General features: G+C 41.1%; 16 protein-coding genes and 4 tRNA genes. 12 read left to right on the top strand and 8 right to left on the bottom strand.

The window, feature by feature from the left end; all coding sequences use genetic code 11:
• Positions 1-70: 70 nt before the first annotated feature.
• Positions 71-2,194, bottom strand: coding sequence for a prolyl oligopeptidase family serine peptidase (locus tag ABFX33_RS09190; protein WP_346085648.1), 2,124 nt, complete (start codon positions 2,192-2,194; stop codon positions 71-73).
• A gap of 218 nt (positions 2,195-2,412) precedes the next feature.
• Between ABFX33_RS09190 and ABFX33_RS09185 the strand changes: the two genes are divergently transcribed.
• From ABFX33_RS09185 to ABFX33_RS09145, 9 genes are all read left to right on the top strand, one after another.
• Positions 2,413-4,581: a M1 family aminopeptidase gene (locus tag ABFX33_RS09185; RefSeq protein WP_346085647.1), complete on the top strand. Its 2,169-nt coding sequence runs from the start codon at positions 2,413-2,415 to the stop codon at positions 4,579-4,581.
• A gap of 58 nt (positions 4,582-4,639) precedes the next feature.
• On the top strand, positions 4,640-5,395 hold the full coding sequence (locus ABFX33_RS09180; protein WP_346085646.1) for a UDP-2,3-diacylglucosamine diphosphatase: 756 nt from the start codon (positions 4,640-4,642) through the stop codon (positions 5,393-5,395).
• Positions 5,377-5,958 (top strand): Crp/Fnr family transcriptional regulator, encoded by a 582-nt coding sequence (locus tag ABFX33_RS09175; protein WP_346085644.1) that lies wholly within the window; start codon positions 5,377-5,379, stop codon positions 5,956-5,958. Before ABFX33_RS09180 ends, ABFX33_RS09175 begins: the two co-directional genes overlap by 19 nt.
• Positions 5,959-6,031: 73 nt before the next feature.
• Positions 6,032-6,361: a DMT family transporter gene (locus tag ABFX33_RS09170; protein WP_108636081.1), complete on the top strand. Its 330-nt coding sequence runs from the start codon at positions 6,032-6,034 to the stop codon at positions 6,359-6,361.
• Between the two features lie 98 nt (positions 6,362-6,459).
• Positions 6,460-7,533 (top strand): peptide chain release factor 1, encoded by a 1,074-nt coding sequence (gene prfA / locus ABFX33_RS09165; protein ID WP_223583747.1) that lies wholly within the window; start codon positions 6,460-6,462, stop codon positions 7,531-7,533.
• A gap of 73 nt (positions 7,534-7,606) precedes the next feature.
• Positions 7,607-7,680, top strand: a tRNA-Asp gene (locus ABFX33_RS09160).
• 60 nt (positions 7,681-7,740) lie between these two features.
• Positions 7,741-7,814 (top strand) — tRNA-Asp (locus ABFX33_RS09155).
• Positions 7,815-7,848: 34 nt separating this feature from the next.
• Positions 7,849-7,922 (top strand) — tRNA-Asp (locus tag ABFX33_RS09150).
• A 27-nt stretch (positions 7,923-7,949) separates the two neighbouring features.
• Positions 7,950-8,026: transfer RNA gene (locus tag ABFX33_RS09145), tRNA-Asp, on the top strand.
• 59 nt (positions 8,027-8,085) lie between these two features.
• Here ABFX33_RS09145 and ABFX33_RS09140 read toward each other — a convergent pair.
• The 3 genes from ABFX33_RS09140 to ABFX33_RS09130 form a co-directional block, all read right to left on the bottom strand.
• Entirely contained in the window at positions 8,086-8,310 is a 225-nt protein-coding gene (locus ABFX33_RS09140) for a (4Fe-4S)-binding protein (protein ID WP_120261393.1), read from the bottom strand.
• Positions 8,311-8,358: 48 nt separating this feature from the next.
• Positions 8,359-9,600 (bottom strand): MFS transporter, encoded by a 1,242-nt coding sequence (locus ABFX33_RS09135; RefSeq protein WP_346085641.1) that lies wholly within the window; start codon positions 9,598-9,600, stop codon positions 8,359-8,361.
• Positions 9,601-10,047: 447 nt separating this feature from the next.
• Entirely contained in the window at positions 10,048-14,094 is a 4,047-nt protein-coding gene (locus tag ABFX33_RS09130; RefSeq protein WP_346085640.1) for a glycoside hydrolase family 2 TIM barrel-domain containing protein, read from the bottom strand.
• Between the two features lie 292 nt (positions 14,095-14,386).
• Between ABFX33_RS09130 and ABFX33_RS09125 the strand changes: the two genes are divergently transcribed.
• Together ABFX33_RS09125 and ABFX33_RS09120 are read left to right on the top strand one after the other, a co-directional pair.
• Positions 14,387-14,959, top strand: coding sequence for an RNA polymerase sigma factor (locus ABFX33_RS09125; protein ID WP_120261390.1), 573 nt, complete (start codon positions 14,387-14,389; stop codon positions 14,957-14,959).
• A 24-nt stretch (positions 14,960-14,983) separates the two neighbouring features.
• On the top strand, positions 14,984-16,090 hold the full coding sequence (locus ABFX33_RS09120; protein WP_244211828.1) for a S1 family peptidase: 1,107 nt from the start codon (positions 14,984-14,986) through the stop codon (positions 16,088-16,090).
• A gap of 360 nt (positions 16,091-16,450) precedes the next feature.
• Here ABFX33_RS09120 and ABFX33_RS09115 read toward each other — a convergent pair whose 3' ends face one another.
• The gene (locus ABFX33_RS09115; protein ID WP_077438013.1) at positions 16,451-17,086 is read right to left on the bottom strand and encodes a peroxiredoxin; all 636 of its coding nucleotides are present in this window, start codon (positions 17,084-17,086) and stop codon (positions 16,451-16,453) included.
• A 285-nt stretch (positions 17,087-17,371) separates the two neighbouring features.
• Here ABFX33_RS09115 and ABFX33_RS09110 point away from each other — a divergent pair, with 285 nt between their 5' ends.
• Positions 17,372-18,508, top strand: coding sequence for an acyl-CoA dehydrogenase (locus ABFX33_RS09110; protein WP_346085637.1), 1,137 nt, complete (start codon positions 17,372-17,374; stop codon positions 18,506-18,508).
• A 64-nt stretch (positions 18,509-18,572) separates the two neighbouring features.
• On the opposite strand, the gene ABFX33_RS09105 is transcribed toward ABFX33_RS09110, so the two are convergent.
• Genes ABFX33_RS09105 through proB form a run of 3 tightly spaced genes read right to left on the bottom strand, consistent with a single transcriptional unit; the run spans position 18,573 to position 21,265 of the window.
• Complete coding sequence (locus ABFX33_RS09105) at positions 18,573-18,977, bottom strand: hypothetical protein (protein ID WP_257094397.1); 405 nt, start codon at positions 18,975-18,977, stop codon at positions 18,573-18,575.
• Positions 18,978-18,986: 9 nt separating this feature from the next.
• Positions 18,987-20,237, bottom strand: coding sequence for a glutamate-5-semialdehyde dehydrogenase (locus ABFX33_RS09100; protein ID WP_346085636.1), 1,251 nt, complete (start codon positions 20,235-20,237; stop codon positions 18,987-18,989).
• Complete coding sequence (gene proB, locus ABFX33_RS09095) at positions 20,234-21,265, bottom strand: glutamate 5-kinase (RefSeq protein ID WP_223583740.1); 1,032 nt, start codon at positions 21,263-21,265, stop codon at positions 20,234-20,236. The genes ABFX33_RS09100 and proB overlap by 4 nt, the downstream gene beginning before the upstream one ends.
• Between the last annotated feature and the right edge of the window lie 135 nt (positions 21,266-21,400).

Raw genomic sequence — 21,400 nt, 5'->3', positions numbered from 1 at the left:
ACTTTTTTATTGTCTTTGGATAAAACTATCTACAGCCATAATCGGATTGTAGATGGTCCCTCCGATATCCTTATTTCAATTCTTTGATGCCCATATTCCAGAGCGCAAAAGCGTATTTATCAACTGTACTATTGATCAACACCTCTGTAGATCGACCAGCACCATGTCCAGCTTTGGTTTCAATACGAATCAATACAGGGTTATCTCCAGCCTGCTTAGCCTGCAATTCCGATGCAAACTTATACGAGTGTGCAGGAACAACACGGTCATCATGATCTCCGGTTAGTACCATTGTCGCCGGATAACTGACTCCTGTTTTCACATTATGCACAGGCGAATAAGCTTTCAGATAATCAAACATCTCTTTGCTGTCAGCAACCGTACCGTAATCGTATGACCAGCCCGCACCTGCCGTAAAAGTATGGTAACGCAACATATCCAACACGCCGACCTCTGGTAATGCCACCTTAGCTACTTTAGGGTCAATGGTCATTGTTGCTCCGACAAGTAAGCCACCATTGGAACCTCCCGACAATGCGGTGTATTCAGGTGAAGTATAACCATTTTCCTGTAAATAATGAGCCGCAGCGATAAAATCGTTAAACACATTCAGTTTATTGAACTGTCTACCACCATCATGCCATTTTTGACCATATTCACCACCACCACGTAAGTTGGGAACAGCATACACACCACCATTTGCCAGCCAAACCGCAACGGAAGTACTGAAAGCCGGAGTCAGACTGATATTAAATCCGCCATAACCGTATACAATCGTTGGATTTTTACCATTCAGGGCGATGCCTTTTTTATAGGTAATAATCATTGGAACCTTTGTTCCGTCCTTCGAAGTATAAAAAACTTGCTTCGATTCATATTTGTCGCTGTCAAATTTGACCTTCGGTTTGATATAAAGTGACGATTTTCCTGAATTGACATCAAATTTATAACTGGATGAAGGCGTAATGTAATTTGAGAAACCAAAGTAGATTTCCTTTTCCTTTTTCTTACCCGAAAAACCACTAGCGGTCCCTACACCAGGTAATTCAATCTGTCTGATTTTTTTACCTGTATAATCGTATTGGATAACAACAGAAACAGCATCTTTCAAATAGTTTGCAAATAGATAGCCACCACCGGTACTGATCGAAAGTACATTTTCAGTTTCAGGAATGACATCCTTCCAGTTTTCCTTTGCTGGATTTTTTAGATCTACTTTAACTAATCTATTGTTGGCAGCTTTATAGTTGGTCTCCAATAAGAAAGTATCTCCGATATTATCAACTACGCCCGTATTTGCATCAAAATGATCCTGTAGGCAGATGATCTTGCTATTCGGCTTGCTCAGATCCTGGTAATAAAGTTCATTTCCCGTCGTTGTATTTGCCGCAGAGATAATCAGATAGCGCTGGTCATCTGTTAATGAAGCACCGACATAACGTCTCGGGGTTGCCGAACCGCCAAAAATCAGCTGGTCCGTAGATTGTGCTGTTTTAAGTTTATGGTAATACAATTTATGCTGATCTGTTTTCTCAGATAGTTCAGACCCCTTGGGTTTATCATAGCTTGAATAGTAAAACCCATCATTACCCTTCCAGGCGATGCCTGAGAATTTGACATCAACAAGGGTCTCGCCTACCGGTGCTTTGTCCTTTGCATTCAATACGATCACTTTTCTCCAGTCCGAGCCGCCCTCAGAGATCGAATACGCCACTAGACTTCCGTCCTTTGAAAAAGAAACGTCGGCCAAGGAAGTCGATCCATCTTTCGAAAAAGTATTTGGATCAAGGAAAATTTCCTCCGTTCCATTCTCACCCAGTTTGCGGTAAAGCACGGAATGTTGTTGAAGCCCATTGTTTTTAAAGAAATAGGTATACGCCCCTTCTTTGAAAGGTGTTCCTATTTTTTCATAATTCCAGATTTCCGTTAATTGCTCTTTCAATTTCGAACGGAAAGGAATAGTATTTAGATAATCAAAAGTGACTTTATTTTCGGCCTGAACCCAACTTTTTGTTTCTGCTGAACGGTCGTCTTCCAACCAACGGTAGGGATCGGATACTTTCTCGCCCCAGAATTCGTCTACGACAGTGCCTTTGCTCGTCGTTGGATATTTCAACTGCTGTCCACAAACAGTGCTTGCTGTACCTGCCATACCTATCATCATCAGGATAAGGCCAATTTTTTTGTTTATCATAAAAAACTTTATACTTGTTTCATCCAAAAATAACAAATATAATTTCAGAATTCATAGTGCTAATCTCAAGTAAATGTCATTCTCGTCCGTTCAGAAACAATAATTCACTCTTTTCAAAGAACTGACCGTATATCATATCACTGGATTTTCCGAAATCCTTATTTTTACATCAGCCGAAATTTATTTAGCTTTATTTAAATCTTCTAAATAATTCAACAATGCGCAAAAGAATCGCTTTCCTATACTTGGCCATATCCCTTTCTGCTATCGGTATGAGTCAAGCGCAGCAACTTCCGATAGATCAGCAATATCGTTCCACTCCCACTCGGGTCAACAACCTCGTTCATACCAAACTCGATGTCCATTTTGACTATAAAAATCAATTTTTGAATGGAAAAGAATGGGTCACCCTACAGCCGCATTTTTACCCAACAGATTCACTCCGTCTGGATGCCAAAGGCATGGATATCAAACAGATTGCACTGGTCAATGGGCAGCAACTGGTCCCCTTAAAATTCACCTATGACGATAATTCTCTTCTGATTAAATTGGATCGCAATTACCTATCCAATGAGAAATATACCATCTACCTGGATTATACAGCCAAACCCAATCTACTAAAAGCACAGGGCAGTGCAGCAATCAATGATGCGAAAGGGCTGTACTTTATTAATCCAGCTGAAAGCACACCGAATAAACCAAGACAGATCTGGACCCAGGGCGAAACAGAGGCCTCCTCTGCCTGGTTCCCAACCATTGACCGCCCCAACCAAAAGACGACAGCCGAAATTTCAATGACCGTACTGGGTAATTATGTCAGTCTTTCCAATGGAGCTCTGGTCAACCAGCAGAAGAACAATGACGGCACACGTACTGATACCTGGAAAATGGATCTTCCTCATGCGCCCTATCTATTTATGATGGCCGTAGGAGATTTTAAGATTTATCAAGATAAATACAATAATATTCCTGTTGATTATTATTTGGAGCCGAAGTATGCCCCTTATGCGAAAGATATCTTTGGTAAAACACCAGCCATGATGGATTTTTATGGCAAAACCTTGGGAGTCCCTTATCCTTGGAACAAATATGCGCAAATCGTCTGCCGCGATTATGTCTCTGGTGCCATGGAAAACACCACAGCGACCTTACATGGTGAGCATGTGCAAAAGACCAAAAGGGAACTTTTGGATGAAAATGAAGAGGGCACCATTGCCCATGAGTTGTTCCATCAATGGTTTGGCGATCTGGTTACCGCTGAATCCTGGTCTAACTTAACGATGAACGAATCTTTCGCAACTTTTGGTGAAATCATCTGGCATGAGCATGATGGCGGTAAGGAAAAAGGTGATAAATCAAGATTTGAAAAACTACAATCCTATCTCAAATCAACCAAAAATGGCAATAGTCCAGCGCTCGCGCGCTACTATTATCACGATAAAGAAGATATGTTTGACAACATCAGCTACGCCAAGGGCTCATTGATCTTATACGCCTTAAAAGAACAGATGGGTGATGCTGCCTTTTATCAATCACTCAAAAAATACCTGACCGAGAATTCTTTCAAAACAGGCGAGCCACAACAGCTGCGTCTCACCATGGAGGAAGTGACAGGTAAAGACTGGGCACCTTATTTCAACCAGTGGTACTACAAAGGAGGTCATCCTATCCTCAAAGTGACAACCAAAAATGAAAACAATATACTGAGCCTCAACATCGCTCAGGTGCAAGATTCCGCTGTTCAAACGTTTCAAATACCGCTTGCCATTGACATCTATACCAAAGAAGGCAAAATGAGAAAAACGGTACAGCTCAACAAACGGAATACTCAGCTGACAATTCCCCTAAAAAATACAGTTGAATTTATCGATATCGATCCAGAAAAAACACTTGTCGGTGAGATCCATATTGACAAAACCGAAGCAGATTATCGTTATCAGTATGAGCATGCACCTTCTTTTGCCAACCGTGTCGCCGCAATGCTATTTGCCATGAAAAACTCGAAAACAACAGCGGGACGAGAGATACTAACAGCGGCATTAGCCGATCCGGATGCCGACCTTGTGGCGATGGCCATTCAGGGGCTCGATCTAACGGATCCAGCTAGCCGGAAATCGACTACGAACATCATTGCTTCATTGGCAGAAAAATCATCCGCTTCCGTCATACGTGCTTCAGCGATCCGAAAGCTGGGACAGATCAAAGATAAAAAGTATAAAAACCTGCTACTTAACGGAGTTAAGGATCAGTCTTATATGGTTATCGCAAGTTCAATCATGGCCATTAAAGACGCCTATCCTGATCAGCTCCAACAGACTTTGAAGCAAATCGATCCCGAGGCTTCGGAATATTTGAAAACCCTCCTAACAGATTTGTCCAAATTGTAAAAAAGATATTCTGGAAGCGAATTTTGTATTCGCTTCCATTTTCTTTAGATTTGGGCACATGTCAACAAGAAAAAAAATCTATTTTGCCTCAGACTTCCATCTAGGATCCTATCCGTTGGAGCATTCGCGCGAAAGAGAGCGATCCATTATTCAGTGGCTCGATGCGATCAAGGTCGATGCCGCAGAGCTCTATCTTGTTGGTGATATATTCGATTTTTGGTTTGAATATGCGACTGTGGTTCCCAAAGGTTATATACGCTTTTTGGGCAAATTAGCGGAAATTGCCGACCTCGGTATCCCGATCACGTTATTTAAAGGCAACCACGATATGTGGATGTTTGATTATCTCAAAAAGGAATTAAATGTTCAGATCGTTGACAATGAACTGGAACTTGTATTAGACAATAAACTTTTTTATATCCACCATGGGGATGGTTTGGGTTCCGGTGATTATAAGTACAAATTGCTCAAAAAAGTATTTCGGAGCCGTTTCTGCCAATGGTTATTTGCAAGATTACACCCCAATTTGGGCATAGGAATCGCCACCCGATGGTCCAAACACAGCAGACTTTCCAATAATGAAGATGAAAAATTCCTGGGCGAAGACAAGGAATGGCTAATCGGTTATGCGAAAGAACTCGAAAGCAAGCAACATCATGATTTTTACCTATTTGGCCACAGACACCTACCCTATGATGTCAAACTAAATCCTGAAAGCCGTGTTGTCAACTTAGGCGAATGGATCAATTATTATACCTATGCGGTATGGGACGGGGAAAATTTAAGTTTGGAAAAATGGGAGAAAAAATCGTAATTTCTTTAGCAGACTGCTTTCAGGGCTACCATTTTCTAAACCCAGACAGCATTGATCGGCTCGAGCAGATCAGTCAAAAACTTGTATGTAAGCGGAATAGTGTATTGATCAGGCAAGATAAAATCCAGAAGGACATTTATTTTTTGGCATCTGGATTAGCGCGGGTCTATTATGAAACTGCAGACAGACAGATTACCTTGGATTTTGTATCTCCGGGGGGTACCTTGATCTCGATGAACAGCTATGTACATGACACACCAGGATACGAAAACATTGATCTTCTAGAAGATAGTATTGTCTACCAAATTGACCAAAAACAATTATTTGCGCTCTATGAGAGTGACATTGCCATTGCTAATTGGGGAAGGAAAATGGCTGAGCTAGAATTTATCAAAGCGGAGCAGCGTACGATGTCCAAACTTTTTAATACGGCCCAGGAACGGTATGCCGAGTTGCTCGAAAAATATCCCCAATATATACAGCGGATCAAGCTTGGTTACATCGCCTCATACTTAGGTGTTAGCCAAGTAACCCTCAGCCGTATTCGCGCGAATATCCTTTAAAATTTTTAACATTTGTTAAAATTATTCTGCGGAAAAACGTAGACCTTTGTCCCTGGAACAAAAAAACAGATATATGAACTGGGTATTTTTAATTCTTGGAGGAATATGTGAAATTGGTTTTACAACCTGTTTGGGAAAAGCCAAGGATGCAGAGGGCAGCGAGCAATGGCTTTGGTATGGGGCCTTCGTTGTCTTCCTATTTGCGAGTATGGGCTTACTGATCAAAGCAACACAAACACTTCCCCTTGGAACGGCCTACGCTGTATGGACGGGTATTGGTGCAGTCGGAACAGTTTTAATGGGTATTATCTTCTTTAAAGAACCCGCAGATTTCTGGCGCATATTCTTTATTTTCACGCTGATTGCTTCTATCGTTGGACTAAAAGCAGTTTCCTCTCATTAATAGCTGGCTAGGTAGTTCAAAAGCAACAAAATTTCCTTACTTTTGTACTCTCAATAGTAATCTAGGTCATAAATTCCTAGAAGAAGCATTTTTGATATATGTTAGATAAATTACAAGCGATCAAAGAAAGATGGGAAGAAGTGGAAGCTGAATTAAGCAACCCTGACACCATGCAAGATATGAAACGTTTTGCCAAATTGAATAAAGAGTACAAAGATTTGGGCAAAATCGTGGATCAATACCATATTTATAGAAATATGGTCAGTAATATTGATACCAATAAGGACATCATCATGAACGAGAAGGATCAGGAACTTCGTGAGATGGCCAAAGAAGAGCTAGATATTTTATTGGTTGAAAAAGAGGAAAAAGAAGAAGAAATCCGTTTGATGCTCATCCCTAAAGATCCTGAGGATGCCAAAAATGCCATTATCGAAATTCGTGGTGGAACGGGTGGTGATGAGGCGGCTTTATTTGCCGGTGACCTTTACCGTATGTACACGCGTTATTTCGAAACAAAAGGCTGGCGCAATGAGGTGATGGACGTTACTGAAGGAACTTCGGGCGGTTATAAAGAGGTTATCCTTAAAGTAATCGGTGAAGATGCTTATGGTCAATTGAAATATGAGTCTGGTGTACACCGTGTGCAACGTGTTCCTGATACAGAGACACAAGGACGTGTACATACATCAGCAGCTTCAGTTGCCGTATTGCCAGAAGCAGAAGATGTCGACGTAGAGATCAATCCAGGTGATATCGAATTACAGACATCCCGTTCAGGTGGTGCCGGAGGTCAGAACGTCAATAAAGTAGAAACAAAAGTACAATTGACACATAAACCAACAGGTATTGTTGTCGTTTGTCAGGTAGAACGTTCCCAATTGGCCAACCGTGAGTTAGCGATGGAGATGCTTCGTAACAAACTTTATGAGCTTGAACTGAACAAAAAGAATGGGGATATTGCTGCAAAAAGAAAAACTTTGGTCTCAACAGGTGACCGTTCAGCAAAAATCCGTACTTATAACTACCCACAAGGTCGCGTAACTGAACATCGTATTGGTATGACGATGTATAACCTACCGGCGATTATGGATGGTGATATTCAAGGAATTATCGATGCATTGCAGTTTGCGGAAAATGCAGAGAGGATGAAAGACGGTCAGGTAGACTAGTTTTTTTTCAAAAAATCTTTGCAGATACGTAAACAAACGCTATATTTGCACACCTTCTGAGGAGAAGGGTTGAGGTCTGGTAGTTCAGCTGGTTAGAATACATGCCTGTCACGCATGGGGTCGCGGGTTCGAGTCCCGTCCAGACCGCTTCAAAAAAGAGAGTAATCTCGGTAAGTTCTTTAACAGAATAAGTTTTTAAGATTTTTAGGTCTGGTAGTTCAGCTGGTTAGAATACATGCCTGTCACGCATGGGGTCGCGGGTTCGAGTCCCGTCCAGACCGCTAAAAATTATTAAAAACAATCTTTAAGATTTTAGGTCTGGTAGTTCAGCTGGTTAGAATACATGCCTGTCACGCATGGGGTCGCGGGTTCGAGTCCCGTCCAGACCGCTAAAATTTTAAAAAACACACATTGTTGGTCTGGTAGTTCAGCTGGTTAGAATACATGCCTGTCACGCATGGGGTCGCGGGTTCGAGTCCCGTCCAGACCGCCAACAAAAAAAGCATCATTTGAATAAAATGATGCTTTTTTTTGTTACACGAATTTCCTCGTCTATTTTTTTAGTTCGTACTGCAACGCTCCCGAAGGACAACGCTTAATCTGATCAATCAGTTCCGCTGTGTTGGCATTTTGAGCCGTAATCCAAGGCCGATCTTTTGGATGATATACCTGTGGCAAACTTTTAACACAGACGGCGGCATGTTCACATCGCTCGGGAATCCAAAGTACAGTGATCTCCCCATTGGGATGATCATATCTAACAATCTTTTCTTCCATAATAAAAATCTCTCCTGAAATACTAATATCAATAAGCACGATTTTGTTTTAGGAAATCGGACGTCTTCGTTTGATCATCCTGCTGACACGATAGATCATAAAAATACTCAGCACGGAGAGTAAAACAACAATAATACCCAAGGTTGGATAATGCTCCAATGGACTTTCTTTTGTCTGTTGAACAATGATCACACCGGCGAGTGATGCAGCTACTCCCCCAGCCAACTGTTGCAAGGACGAACTTATGCTCATAAATGCACCCCTATCCTTCATCTCAGGAACCGCACTGATTAAAGCCGAAGAAGGAGTCATGCGGCTCAAGATGCCGGCCATCATCAGGATATTCAAAATGACAACAAGATAAAATGGTGTAACCCCCAGATTGGTATAAATCAAGACCACCACCATCAGCCATATTGAAGCTAGCGCAAAGATTTTAAACTTATCATAACGGTCACTCAATTTTCCAACGATAGGCATAATAATCAGTGAGGCAACACCGGATATCATAAATAATAGGGGCAATTGCTCATGACTAACATGTAAATTATTGACGGCAAAGGCACTTCCGAAAGGCATCATCATATAACCACCAATAGAGAGCAACGCTGTCGCGAGAAAACCAATGCGATATTCCTTTTGCGAGAATGTGGACCAAAGGTGCTTAAGTGCAGATTGATGCTTCTGCAGGCCGATATGTGCAGTTATAGGAATCAGTTTAACTGCAATAATAATGACAATGATCAAAGCCATGACAGCGATCCATAAGAAAGCACTATGCCAGCCCCAATTATTGGCTATATATAGACCTATTGGGATCCCCAGCACCTGACTCGCACCAAAGCCCATCTGTACAAAGCCCATGACACGCCCTCTTTGTTGAAGCGTGAATATATCCGTAATAATAGCCATGGAAATCGATCCAATGACACCACCAAACAAACCCGTCACTATACGGGCGGCAACCAAGGTCCAATAATCATTGGCGAAACTGCAGAAAAAGGTTCCAATGATAAAACCTGAATAAAAAAACAGCAAGAGCTTCTTCCGGTCAAAGCGATCGGCAAAACCAGCAGTCAATAGCCCCGATGCGCCGGCACTAAAAGCATAGGCTGAAACCGCAATGCCAAATTGAGATGGTTTTAGATCGATGGCCTTCATCAAGATATCGCCCATAGGTGACATCACCATAAAATCGAGCACGACGGTAAATTGCGTAATCGCCAGCAAAAACACCACGAGTTTTTGATACGCCGTAAACGGGGGATTCGTCTGTTGGTCTATTTCCATATGATAATGATGATCTTGGTTTAAACTGTGTTAAAAATACACAAGCGCTGGAACATTCTCAGTAATAAGTTTATAAAAATTATTCAACAAGCTTTTTAACCCCTTTAGGTCCAGTTTTTTAACGAACCTACAGGGGTGAACAACGCTACTACCGACATTTTCTACCCCTATAGTGTTCTGTCTGCTCGCTGATAACAGAGACTTAACTGTCAGTATGACCATGCAATGAACAGGTTCCTTTCATTTATTTAAACGTATTGAATCCGTAAAAACGGCTGAGTTTAGAGGATAGTGTACATAGATCTGCAATGATGGTGCAGAACGGGTTTACTTAACACCTATTGAATCCATAGAAACGCCAGCATTTACTGAAACCTGACATATAAAACAAAAAAGCCAGCACCCCGGTTTCCCAAGTGCTGGCTTTAATCGCATCTCGTTTATGCTTTATTCAGCGATAACAGCAAACTCTGCTCCTGAAGCGAAATCATCGCCACGTTGTGAATTTAATGCGGTAAAGCGAATATAACGTCCCTTGACAGGTTTCTCAAAACGAACGGTTTTGAGTTTTTTATTTCGCTCAAATGTACCCGACATCACATCTTCCCAGTTTTTACCATCTTTACTTACCTGAATCTTATAATCCTTGATATCGCCATTGGCGCCATCTGGCCTAGGCAAAAATGTAAAACCTTTGATAGTCTTCACACTCGCCGCATCGAAATCAACCCAATGCGGATATTGAGCTACGGTGACCGAGTACATTGTATGCCAGATCGACGTAGGATCTCCATCCAATAGGTTCTTGGCATCACCTTCACCCGTCTCCTGACTGGAGGCAAAGACCACTTCCATCGGAACCGTTTCGATCTTACTGTATTGTTGTGTCACTTTTAGTTTTTCATTTCCTTGATACCAGGCTGTTATTGTTCCGCCCTGACGCAGATCAAAAGAGCTCTTATAGGTGTTTGCTTTTCCATTATTCAACGTATACAGTACAGTCTCCGCTTTATTTCCCGAAAGAACAGATACCTCGCCTGTTGAACTTCTGGCGAAAGAAATAGGGGCATCTCCAGCTGTAGCAACATGAGCTTTGGCTAGATAATCATTTTGCTGGATCGGACGGATAATAAAACCGATTGAAGTTGGTACTGCTTTCACACGGTCTTTTTCCAATGGCGGCCCTTGTCCGCAGCTATTACCCCCGAGACCTGTAACCGCAGCGTCCAAATGCAAATGCACACCGGAGCTCTTTGGTAATTGATAAGGGTGCGGCGCAAATGTCAATTCTAGTTCACTATATTCCAATGCGGACGTAGCGAGATGTTCCTTTGCAATGAAGATCACTCCTTGTCCATCCTTATTGGTCAAAGATGTCCAACGCACATCCTCATTGTTACTCATATTTTGCGGGTTGGGCCAAGGTACAAATTGATCTTTTACGGTGCTTTTATGTAATTCTATAAATTGTGCCGTCTTACGATCCGCATAGTTATTGATCGGACCACGTCCATAATAGCTGTAGTTACCAAACTCACCTGGCAATTGCAAGGAGTATCCCAATCTTGCCAATACAACACTTGCATTGTTGGAAGTGATACTAGATGATAATTCAATCGAACCATCTTTATATATCGTCCAGATCTGATTGCTTGTAAATTTGAAATCATCATTACCAAATGGCTTATCTGTATGCTCTTTGAGTGTATACGTCCCAGATGTTCCACCCAATAAAGAAGCACCATAGGGAGCTTGTGACTCGATTGTAAATGCCAAAACGACTGTACCATCTTTCTTCGTATAGCTGTTTGAAGACAACACTTTGTGCTTTAAATTATGTAGGCCCTTTTCAAACCATTGCTGATAAGCCCAGTTATCATTATCGACAGGTGCACGTAAAGCATCTAGTTTAGGTCCTTCGCCCTCCCGTATAATTTGCTTGTTAGCATACGCTAAGCTATAGATTGACCCAGTCTTATTGTCAAATTTTGCAACAAACTGATCCCCTTTTACCACCTGCAACTCACCTTCTTTGGAAAGCACAGGATTTTTCCCATTAGCAACAGACGAAATCAACGGTTTATTTTCAGCGGCTTTAACAAACAGCTGTTCCTCCATTTGAACAAAGCCTTTATTTGCCCATGGCTTGTCCTCATTGAGCAAAAATTGAACTTTCACAAAATATTCAGATCCGGCATCCAATTTACCGTATTTTATCGGTAGGACAATCTGTTTCTTCTGACGAGCCTTTGGCAAATCAGCAGCAGCTATTGTGCCGGCGCTTCCAGCAGCAGCAACACCATCTTTGAACAAAGACCATTCGACTTGATAATCACTAAGATCTTTGAAATAGTTTTTATTGAACAGCTCAATTTTTCCCTGTTGAATATCGATAGCTTTAACCCCTACATTTTGATAAACCTTTTTGACTTCAAAGTATTGTGGTTTGGGCTTCATATCAGCGAAGATCAAGCCATTGTTGACGAAGGTACCGTCATTAGGCTTGTCCCCAAAATCACCACCATACGCTAAAAACCGCTCGCCGGTCTTTTTATCGTAATAATACATGGCCTGATCAATCCAGTCCCAGATTGCCCCACCCATGAAAAAGTTTGTCGACTCAATAGCTTCCCAGTAATCGATCAGGTTACCGACAGCATTTCCCATGGAGTGTGAGTATTCGGAGATATGGAATGGGTACTTCAATTTGTACGTTCCCTTGACAGCCCCTCTGACCCAGTCAATAGAAGGGTACTGATTTGAACCCATATCTACTATTGTGTTGTTACGTTCGTATTGGACAGGTCTTGAGGTATCGATTTTCTTGATCGCATCATAGGCGGCTACAAAATTATCTCCAGGACCAGCCTCATTTCCGAGCGACCAAATCACAATAGAAGGATGATTAATGGTCGCATGCACCATTTCGATATTACGTGCCACATGCGCATTTTTCCATTCTGGCACATGAGAAATGGACTCTTTTCCATAATAATATTGATGGCTTTCGATATTGGCCTCATCCTCAACATAGATACCATATTTGTCACAGAGGTAATACCAATATGGAGGCTCTGGATAGTGTGAATTACGCACATGATTGATATTGGCGCTTTTCATCAACTTCACTTCAGCTTCCATTTGCTCCCGGGTAACGACTTTTCCATGTTCAGGATTTGTCTCATGGCGGTTGACACCTTTCAGTTTAACCGTTTTGCCGTTGATGTAGTAATAACGTCCAGCAAGGCCAAATTCGTCGTCAGACGCTTTGGTATCTTTAATTTCAACCTTCCGAAATCCGACATAGGTAGAAACAGTCTCGATCGTTTTATTTTTCTTGTTCTTCAATTCGGCTACCAATGTATATCGATAGGGAAGTTCAGCGGACCATTTATCTGGATTTTTTACCGCTAATGTCGCTTCAATACTGTTCGAAGCCTTCGCATCCAATTGTGGAACAACAGCGGATGCTTCAGCCTGGTCTACAAGTGTATTCTCATCACTATACAGTTTATTCTTATATAAGGAGTAGACAAGCTTATAACCCTCAGCTTTCTTATCGCTCAAATTACGTACGGTACCCGTAATTTTTAAGGTACCATTTTCATAGCGATCATCCAATGTTGGAATTGCTGCCAGATCACGGACTTGGATTTTGGGTGTTGAAGTCAACGAGACATCGCGAAATATTCCAGGTAGTCGGAACATATCTTGGTCTTCCAAAAATGAAGCATCCGAACTCCGATAAACTTCTACAGCCAATACGTTCTCTCCACCTTTTTTTAAGAAAGCAGAGATATTAAAGGAAGCAAGATTTCTTGAATTTTTCGAAAACCCTACATACTTACCATTTATCCAGAGATAGAAAAAAGAGTCTACTCCATCAAAATTGAGAAATACCTCACGACCATCCCAATCCTTCGGGACCGTAAAATTACGGCGGTATGACCCCACTTCATTGCGGTATATATAAGTCGTCCAATCTTGTGGCGGTGTACGCATTACCCCTCCACGCCAATCATCAACCTTAACCTGATGTTGAAAAATCACCCGTTGGTTGGTATAGATCGGTACACCGTATTTTAAGCTGCCATCCTTCTGAATACCGTAGATATTCCAGCTCATTGGAACAGGTACGGATTCCCAAGCATTGACATCATATTTGGGATCGTAAAATTCTTTTGGACGTTCTTCAGGCGTCTTTACCCAATGAAACTTCCAGGAACCATTGAGTGAGCGCCAAAAGTTACTATGCTCAGGAAGTACGTTTCGCGCATTTTCTACGTTTGAAAAGGAAAAGAACGAAGCATGTGGCAGTTCTTTGTTGAGTGATAATAACTGTGGTGATTCCCATTCATTACCTTTTGGAGATAAGATATCTTCATACTGGAAACCTTCGATATGTGGTGTAAAAGACTGTCCCACTGTCAAGGTCGAATGAAGAGCCAGCAATGAGGTCAGTAACGTGGAAAAAACAACTGATTTTCTTAACATAATGTATTTAAGCATTTTAGTTCAGGAAACCAAATGTAACTTCATTTTATAGGAATAACAAGCAGATTATTAAAGCACTCGATTGCGAAACTTTTTCGATACATAAATAAACAACGGATGATTCAAGGATCATCTGAAAATCGAAGCAAAAACAAATGCTTTCGGTTTCAGGTATTAAGCAGTATTTTTGTGCTTAGATTTCGCATTAAACAAATAAAAGTTTACGTTTGAAAATATTTTGAAGATTTTCATTTTTCAAAGGGTTACAATTTAGGCATTAAGGTATTAATAGGTGAGTAAATTCAGTAAATCAGTCCTGCTAGAAAATGATGAGCAGATCATTGAAGGCCTCAAAGAAGGCAATAGCTTGGCGATTGATAGTATCTATAAACGATATTATCCATCCATAAGCCATATGATACTGCAAAACAATGGAAGTGAGGATGAAGCAAAAGATATCTTTCAGGAGGCTGTAATTGTGCTCTACGATAAAGTTGCCAAAGGTGACTTTGAGCTCAGCAGCAAACTCAAAACATATCTTTACTCGATTTGCCGAAGGCTTTGGCTTAAGCAACTCAATCGTGCGGGTTTTGGCAATAGTGACATTAGTGGTTATGAAGACTCCTTATTTGAGGAAGAAGATTTACAACAGCACCAGGAACTTGAAAAAAAGTTCGATCAAATGGAACTTGCGCTAGAGAAAATGGGTGAACCCTGTAAGACGATCTTACATGATTTCTATATCTTAAACCACTCGATGCAGGACATCTGTGAAAAATTTGGTTATACCAATACAGATAATGCCAAGACTCAAAAATATAAATGCCTTCAACGGCTGAAAAAAATATTTTTTTCAACAGATTAAAATTTGAGTAACACCATGGGAACAATGAATCAAAAAGAATTTTTCGAATTGGCTGACCAATATCTCCGCGGGGAATTACCTGCAGCGGAAAAAGTGGCATTCGAATCTTTTTGTGCTGAAAACCCTTCGTATGCTGCCCAATTACAACAACACCGCGACTTTGTTACCAATATGAAGGAAACTAGCCAGAGGCTTGATTTCAAAAATGTATTGGCCAACTCAGCCAAGGAATATCATAAATCCCAAGGTACAACCACGAAAGTGGTTCCGATGAAACAGTCTACTGTTATTTCTCTTTGGGAGCGGATTAAAGCAAGCTCTTTAGTAGCTGCAGTTGTGGCAGTATTTGCGGTATTTGGCACCTTATGGCTAAGTGGCTATTATAGCAACTTGGAAAAAGCCTCTTCAGATTACAGCGCATTACGCCGTGACATGAATAATGTCAAAAAGAACGTCAATGCACATAACGCTGCGATCAAAGATATCAATGATAAAAAGTCGGTTAAAAGTAGCGAAAGCCAATTTGGAGCGACAGGTTTTATGTTGACAACAGATGGTTATGTGGTAACCAACTATCACGTGATCAGTGGTGCAGACTCCATTTATCTGCAAAATGGTAAAGGTGAATCTTACAAAGCACAAGTTGTTCACACCGATGCCAGCAAAGATTTAGCAATCTTATATATCGCCGACAAAAACTTCAAAAAGGCTAAAAGCTTACCTTATACCTTCAAAACGTCTACTTCAGATTTAGGTGAGGATATCTATACCATCGGCTTCCCTCGTGATGAAGCAGTATATGGACAAGGATACTTAAGCTCTTCAACAGGTTATGCGGGTGACACCATTGCTTATCAAATATCCGTTCCTGTCAATCCAGGAAACAGCGGTGGTCCGGTCCTAGACAGTAAAGGGAATGTGATCGGGATTATTTCAGGTAAACAAAGAGGAATAGATGGTGCTGCTTTTGCCATCAAAACCAAGTCAATCATGAATGCCCTTGCTGATATCCCTAGCGACTCATTAACGGCAGGCGTAAAAATCAATAGGAAGAATGCATTGGCAGGTCTACCAAGAACCGAACAGATCAAAAAATTACAAGACTATATTTATATGGTTAAGGTCTATTAAGACTGTAATCCTATCATATTTATAAAAAGGCGGTACATAAGTACCGCCTTTTCTTTTGACCTTCGGTCACTTTCCCTTTTTAGTATGCTGCCTTTTCTTTCTGCTGTGTCGCTCACAGATACAAACCCAAATAAACAATACAGTTTCAATAGCTATTCATGAAGCAATTTTAATGTTGGACCGTGAGCGATCAGAATTCCAGATCGTAAGGAATATATCCTGCATAAAAGATATGCTTTCAGTAGATTGACAGGTCCGAATAAGTTGAACAAACTTGCGTATAGAATAGGCTCTAAAATGAAAAACGTCAGATCCAAAAAGATCTGACGTTTTGTATACCTCTAAATTTAACCTAATTGCTTATAGATTAGGCTGCGGGGTTGTTCTTAAATAAGGCTTGATTTCCTTAAATCCTTTTGGGAATTTTGCTGGAATATCTTCCGTCTTAATGGCAGGTACGACAATAACGTCTTCACCATGCTTCCAATCCGCCGGTGTAGCCACCTGATAATCTGCTGTCAACTGTAATGAATCTATTACCCGTAAGATTTCATCAAAATTACGTCCAGTAGATGCAGGGTATGTCAAGGTCAATTTTATTTTTTTATCTGGGCCAATAATGAAAACCGAACGTACAGTAGCTGTCAAAGAAGCATTCGGATGAATCATATCATACAGCTCAGAAATGTGCCGATCTTCATCTGCAATAACCGGAAAATTCACCTCCGTTTGTTGCGTTTCATTGATATCCTTGATCCAGTTCAAATGATCGTTTACATTATCTACGCTTAACGCAATCGCCTTAACGCCTCTTTTGTCAAATTCAGACTTCAATTTCGCTGTACGCCCCAACTCAGTTGTACATACAGGGGTATAATCAGAAGGATGTGAAAAAAACACCACCCAGCTATCTTTAATATAATCGTGAAAATCGATTTCACCAATAGTCGTTTGCGCTTTAAAATTTGGCGCTTCGTCTCCTAATCTTAAACTCATAATCTTATTTTTTAAATATGTTCAAAACTACATACTCTACAAATATAGTAGATTAAATTTAGCGAACAAATAATTCCCTACTTTTTTAAATTGAGATGAAAAAACGTCCATTAAATACTATGCAAGCATAATATATATTTTGTATATTTGGTTATAAGCTAGCTGTTTCCCAAAAAAGGACTGAAATCAGCGCCAACGCCGCAATGCTAAAACATTTTTTGCTTTGCGACGATTAAGTAAAGAGTTACAGTTGTGATAAGTTATAGACCATAAAATTGAGATATCATGAACTTTGAATTAAGCGAAGAACATAAAATGATCCGTGATGCAGCACGGGAGTTTGCCCAAGAACTGAAAGCGGGTGTAATACAACGGGATGAAGAAGCCAAATTTCCGACAGATTTTGTCAAACAGATGGCCGAACTGGGCTTTATGGGAATCATGACACCTGAAGCCTATGGTGGTGCTGGTATGGACACCTTGGCCTATGTACTTGTATTGGAAGAAATCGCCAAAATCGATGCATCCGCAGCCGTTATTGTTTCCGCTCACAATTCTTTGGTACTCTATGGACTGAATGCTTTTGGAACAGAAGAGCAAAAACAAAAATACCTTGTTCCATTGGCTAAAGGGGAAAAACTGGGCGCATTTGCACTCTCAGAGCCTGAAGCTGGATCAGACGCCTCCTCACAACATACAACCGCCGAAGACAAAGGTGACCACTATCTACTGAATGGTACGAAGAACTGGATTACCAATGGTGGTCACGCCGATATTTACCTCGTCATCGCACAGACTCATCCAGAAAAAGGCCATAAAGGAATCAATGTATTGATTGTTGAAAAGGGATTACCTGGGTTCACAATTGGACCAAAAGAAAATAAATTGGGAATCCGAAGTTCAGATACGCATTCATTGCTATTTTCGGATGTCAAAGTACCCAAGGAAAATCGTATCGGTGAGGATGGTTTTGGGTTCAAATTTGCCATGAAAACACTCGATGGAGGACGTATAGGTATCGCAGCACAAGCATTGGGTATTGCTGCAGGAGCATATAATCTTGCACTTGCCTATTCAAAAGAACGTAAAACATTTGGCAAACCAATTTCAGAACATCAGGCGATCCAATTTAAACTGGCCGATATGGAAGTAGATATCGAAACGGCGAGGCTGTTGACCTATAAAGCGGCATGGACCAAAGATCAAGGTCTACCTTATGGAAAAGAAGCTGCGATGGCCAAGCTACACGCTTCTGAAGTAGCGATGAAACATACTGTCGAAGCTGTTCAAGTCCATGGCGGTTATGGTTATGTGAAAGAGTATCATGTAGAAAGATTAATGCGTGACGCCAAGATCACACAGATCTATGAGGGTACTTCTGAGATACAACGACTGGTTATCGCACGGGAAATCTTACGTTAAGCATGTTCATCGTATAACTTAAAATAAAAATCCTGTCCCTTTTCAAAGAAACGGACAGGATTTTTTATTGATTATTCAATTTACCATCGATCATCGAAAGGTATTGATAATCTTGAAAAGAGAAACTCGCCGTTTCAGCCATAGCCAAATTTAAGATGAGTTTTGCTTTTCGCAATAAATTCTGCTGTTCTTCGCCGTTTGCATTCAAGCCATCAAATAGTAAGGTTAATGCCAGTGGATGTAACTGCTGTGCCTGAAGTTCCGCTTTTGAATAGGTCGTCAGTTCGCTTTCGGAAAGTCCCAAAAAATATCCCCTGCTCTTCTCAAAGAACTTTTCATAAGCACCTTCAAAAACTGTCGGATCAGTCGGCTCCGTAAAAGCATCATGTCCTTCGGTCCAGATACGCAGAAATTTACCAATTTCCTCAATCCAGTTCATCAATACATCTTTCTTAAAACTTAATCCCATAGTCTTTTCTTATCGGATCTGCCCATTCCCGCGGACAATCCATTTTTCTGTTACCAACTTCTCCAATGCAAAAGGACCACGTGCGTGCAGTTTTTGTGTTGAAATTCCTATTTCTGCTCCCAATCCAAACTCACCACCATCCGTAAAACGAGTTGAAGCATTCGCATATACTGCCGCTGCGTCCACTGCATTCAAAAATCGTTCGATAGTCAATTCATGCGAAGACACAATACACTCCGAATGTTTTGATGAATATTTTTCGATATGTTCCAAAGCTTCATCCAATCCATTGACTGTTTTTATCGAACACTTCAAATCTAGAAATTCTCTTCCAAAATCTGCTTCTTCGGCCGCCACTAAATTTGAAAATTTTTGATGCGCCAATAATTTATAGGCAATGGGGTCTGCAAATACCTCCACGGCAGCATTTTCAAGGTAAGGTGCTAGTTTAGCCAAAAATTCTGGTGCTACTTCCTTATCCACTAAAACCGTATCTAAAGAATTACAGACCGATGGCCTGGAGATCTTTGCATTGGCTACTATTTTTGCGGCCATCTCAAGATCAGCTGTTTTATCCACATAAGTATGACATACACCAGCGCCAGTTTCTATAACAGGAACTTTCGCATTTTCCCGAACAAAATCTATCAAGGATTGTGAGCCGCGTGGAATAATAATATCGACATATTTAGTAGCTTCCAGCAATTCCGAGACATGTTTACGCGCTACAGGCAGCAATTGCACAATGTCTGTGGGAACACCATTTGCTTCTAATACACGATGGATAACGCGCAGCAAGGCCTCGTTTGTATATTGCGCATCAGAACCACCTCTCAACAAACAAACATTGCCTGACTGGATACAAAGCGCCGCTACATCTATTGTAACATTCGGGCGGGACTCATAGATCACACCAACAACACCAAGCGGGACTGTTATTTTCTCTATTTCTAATCCATTGGGCAAAATTTTCTTGAGCAACAGCTGATCGGTCGGATCTGCTAGATCAGCAATCTGTTTTACGCTAGCTGATAGTGCGTGTAAGCGATCACTATTCAGCAGAAGACGGTCTTTCTTTGGATCTCCATCATCCATACGATCCAGGTCAATTTTATTCGCATGCAGGATTAGGGCCTCTTCTTCAACAAGTGCCGCAGCGATAGCCTCCAAAGTGACCTTTTTAGCATCTGGAGCAAATTGTTGCAAGAATTGTTTCGCCTTAGCTGCCCCCTTCAATTGTTCAATTATTGATTCACTCATAACAATACGATATCATTTGCATGCGCAATTTCTAAATTTTTTTTACTGGACTGAGATAACAGCGATGAATCCATTTTCGCCCGGGCCACAGCCACTGTCAAACCATCGAGGTTCACAATGTTCAGCACCTCTCCTTTCTCAAAATGCTCAACAATACGCGTTACACCAACAGCGAGTAAGCTTTTATGCTTCAACAAAGCCTCTTCAGCACCTCGGTCCACCATCAGCTCACCCTTAATTAGACTTCCACTCGCCAACCATTTTTTTCGTGAGGAGATCTTTTTACGCTCCGGCAAGCACAAGGTACCTGTTTCATGTTTGATCGCTTTCGTGATCGCATCTTCAGTCTGCATACTAAAAATAACCACTTCAATTCCCATCTGATTAGCTAGACGCGCAAAATTCAATTTTGAGGTCATCCCCCCTAATCCTACCGCAGATTTATCTTTCCTAGCCAATCCCAGAACATCCCGGTCAATGGTTTCTATCTTTTCTATGATTTTATTATTCGCGTCCAATACGCCTGGAACAGAAGTACTAAACAGTAATTTTTCAGCACCAAATCCAACAGCAATTAACGTAGCCAGTTCATCGTTATCCGAGAACTTCAACTCTTTATTGCTCACCACATCATTTTCGTTTGCTATCGGGATAACATTGTTGCGCCACAGTTCCTCATAGGTATTCTTTAACTGGAGGAACTGGTCCCGATTGGAAAAATGATGTCTTTCACATAGGCTTTGCGCCAACGAAATCTTAAAAGGCCTGAAGTAGGTGGAATACGTATTAATCAATATCGGATTTCCGATGGCGGCAGCGGCCTTCCGCTCTGACAGTGTACCTGTATAACTGGGGAGAAAACGCTTGCCGGCAGCAACAGCACCTGAAGATACCAGGACAATATTGTACTTCTTCTGCAAAGAAGCAATCTGCCGGGCAACCTCCAAAACAATACGTTCATCAACTTCTCCCTCTTTCGTGGTAATAGAAGCCGATCCAAATTTGACAACGAGAATAGGCTTTTTCATTGTAAGTATGCTTTAGTTTAGATTAAAGCCCTAATTTACTGAGAAGAATTTGATTTTTGCAAAATATGTTAATAATTGAACAATATTGCGCAATAAAATGCCGCCTATTTTTAAGCGGGTAAATCACCTTCACCC

Source organism: Sphingobacterium ginsenosidimutans, from assembly GCF_039536865.1.
Taxonomy (GTDB): domain Bacteria; phylum Bacteroidota; class Bacteroidia; order Sphingobacteriales; family Sphingobacteriaceae; genus Sphingobacterium; species Sphingobacterium detergens.
The sequence above is the reverse complement of the archived record's forward strand: the minus strand, read 5'-3'. Positions and strand labels throughout refer to the sequence as shown.